Annotated in this window: 1 pseudogene; it reads left to right on the top strand. The window is 68.1% G+C overall.

Annotated elements, in window-relative coordinates:
- Window positions 1-2,948, top strand: a pseudogene (gene dnaE / locus YO9_RS0115000) (DNA polymerase III subunit alpha); the annotation flags it as partial.
- Window positions 2,949-3,068 lie beyond the last annotated feature (120 nt).

The raw sequence follows: 3,068 nt of genomic DNA, 5'->3' as shown, positions 1-3,068 counted from the left end.
GTACTGCCGGCCGGGTGTCTCAGCGTGGAGACCGCAACCCACTTGGCGCCGCAGGGCAGCACCCTCAGCACCGGCCACGCCGTGCGGATGCTCACCGCGGGGCGTGAGGCCGGGCTGCCGGTGATCCTCACCAACGCCGTGCGCTACGCCCACCCCGGGCAAGCCGTGACCGCGGACGTACTGGATGCCGCCCGCACTCTCATGTCCCTGGAGGAACTGGCAGGCTCGGACCCCGGGGTGCTGCAACCCACGGGACAGGGTTGGCTCAAGAACACCGCGGAGATGACCCACCTGGCCCACGAAATCTCCGCGGCCGCGGACCTCGGAACCACCGGGGCCGCCCAGCTGCTCGCGGACACCTACCGGCTGGCCGAACAATGCAGCCAGGACCCCGTCACGGATCTGCGCGTGGGGCAGCCGGTGATCCCGGAAGCCTCCGTCATCGGCCTCACGGGAGACCCCAACACCCAACTCAGGACCCGCTGCTACACCGGACTGGACCGCTTCCACTCCCACCACGACTGGGACCGCACCGTGCCCGGCCTCAGCGGAGAATCGCTGCGCTCGCGGATGGAACGTGAGCTGGACGTGATCGCGCAGCTGGGATTCGCCGGCTACTTCCTGACCGTCTCCGAGGTCTCCGAACTGATGACCCAGTTGAAGGTCCGGCACGCGGCCCGGGGGTCGGCGGTCTCGTCCCTGGTGGTGCACCTGTTGGGGATCTCCCCGGTGGATCCGCTCGAGTACGACCTGGTGTTCGAACGCTTCCTGTCCCCGCGGCGCAGCAGTCTGCCGGACATCGACATCGACATGGAGAGCGCGGAACGGCACCGGATCTACCGTGAGATCTTCCAACGTTTCGGCAGCAGCCGAGTCACGCTCATGAGCATGCAGAACGCCTACCGCTCCCGGGGTGCCGTGCGGGACGCCGGCCTGGCCCTGGGACTGGGGCAAGAGCTCGTGGACCACATCGCGGCCCAGCTGTGGCGGGTCCCCGGGGCCACGTTGCGCGAAGAAATCGCGCAGCGCCCCGAATTGACCCGGTTGGCCGATGATCTCAAGGCCAACCGGCAACTGGACCTGCTGGTGGATCTGACCGAACGCCTGGACCGGTTGCCCCGCCATATCTCCATGCACCCGTGCGGGGTGATCCTCTCGGACGCCACCCTGCTGAACCGCACGCCGGTGCAGGCCAGCGGTATCGGGTTGCCCATGTCCCAGTTCGACAAGCACGACATGGATCCCATGGGCCTCATCAAACTCGACATCCTGGGCGTGCGCATGCAGTCAACCCTGGCCTACGCGGTCCAGGAGGTGGCCCGCATGGAACCGGGCCGCCCCGCCCTGGAGCTGGACACCCTGCCCCGCGACGACCCGGGCACCTTCCGGCTCATCAGTTCCACCCACACGCTGGGCTGTTTCCAGATCGAGTCACCCGGTCAGCGTGAACTGATCGGGACCATGGGCCCGGAGGAGTTCAACGACCTGATCGTGGACATCTCCCTGTTCCGCCCCGGGCCCATGCAGGCGTCCATGGTGCGCCCCTACCTCAACTCCCGTCACGGCTGGAGCACTCCCGAGTACCCGCATCCGGATCTGGTGGACATCCTCAAGGAAACCCGCGGGGTGGCCGTCTACCACGAGCAGATCATGCGCATGATGGACCGGATGACCGGTTGCGGGCTGGCCACCGCGGATGAATGGCGGCGCCGGCTCGGATCGGAGACCGAACAGCGCGTGGAGGACGCCTTCCGCAGCGGCGCGCTGGCTCGCGGTTATGACGCGGGGACCGTGGACAAGGTGTGGGACATCCTCCATGCCTTCGGCAGCTTCGGTTTCTGCAAGGCCCACGGTGTGGCCTTCGCCGTGCCCACCTATCAGTCCGCCTGGTTGAAGACCCATCACCCGGAGGCTTTCATGGCCGGGGTCTGGGAACACGACCCGGGTATGTACCCGGCTCGGTTGCTCGTGGGGGAGGCCCGGCGCATGGGCATCCCCGTCCTGGGTCCGGACATCAACCGCAGCGTGGACCACCACCGCATCGAACCTGTCACCGCCCGGCCGGGCACCGTGGAACCCGGGGACCTGGACGAGGGTATTCCCTATACCCGCGGCGGGTCCTGGGGGATCCGGATGTCTCTCACCAGCATCACCGGGATCAGCACCGCGGAAATCGAACGGATCGTGGCCGGCCAGCCCTACTCCACCCTCACGGATGTGCGCACCCGGGCCAGACCCTCCCGCCGGAGCCTGCAGCGACTGGCCTCGGCGGGGGCCCTGGACAGTCTCCTGAACACCTCGGGCGCTCGCGCGTCCCGCACCGATCTGGTGACCCATCTGACCCGGCGGGCCGACCAACCGGCCACCTCCCGCAGTGCCTCGGCCAAGGCCAACCCGGCCCCGGACAACTGGCCCTCCCACTGGGGGATCTGGAATTGACCGGGCTGCCCCCGGAACACCCCGAACCCAGCACCGAGGAGAAGGTGCGCGCGGAACTGGACACCATGAACATCGAGGTCTCGGCCCACCTCATGGACGGCCACGCCGCCCTCCTGGCCTCCTACGGGGTCACCCGCGCGGAAGACCTCTTGGGACTGCGCAACGGCACCGAAGTGGTGGTGGCCGGGGTGCGCGTGTCCACCATGACCCCGCCCATGCGCAGCGGGAAACGCGTGGTGTTCATCTCCGTGGATGACGGCTCGGGCGCGGTGGACTGCACGTTCTTCGACGAAGCGCAGGCCCTGTCCGGACCAGTGCTCTTCGCCCCGACCATGCTCCTGGTCCACGGTCACACCCGCCGCACCGGCCCCCGCGGCATCGGTGTGCAAGCGGTGCAGGCATGGGACATGGCCCACCCCGAAACCCTGCCCGACCCCGCCACCGTGCTGGGTTCCCAACCCAAACCCAGCCGTGCACCTGCACGAAAACCCCAGGTCACAACCTCTTAACGCAACCTCCCTACGGTGTGATTCATCAGCCGCCCACGGCGGCCAGGAATTCCTCACACCAGGAGCACGCCATGTCCGAAAACACCCCTCGTCCCAGCCGTCGGAACCTGATCGCCGGAG

It is taken from the genome of Kocuria atrinae C3-8 (assembly GCF_000286355.1).
GTDB lineage: Bacteria > Actinomycetota > Actinomycetes > Actinomycetales > Micrococcaceae > Kocuria > Kocuria atrinae_A.
This window is presented reverse-complemented; position numbering and strand designations above follow the sequence as displayed.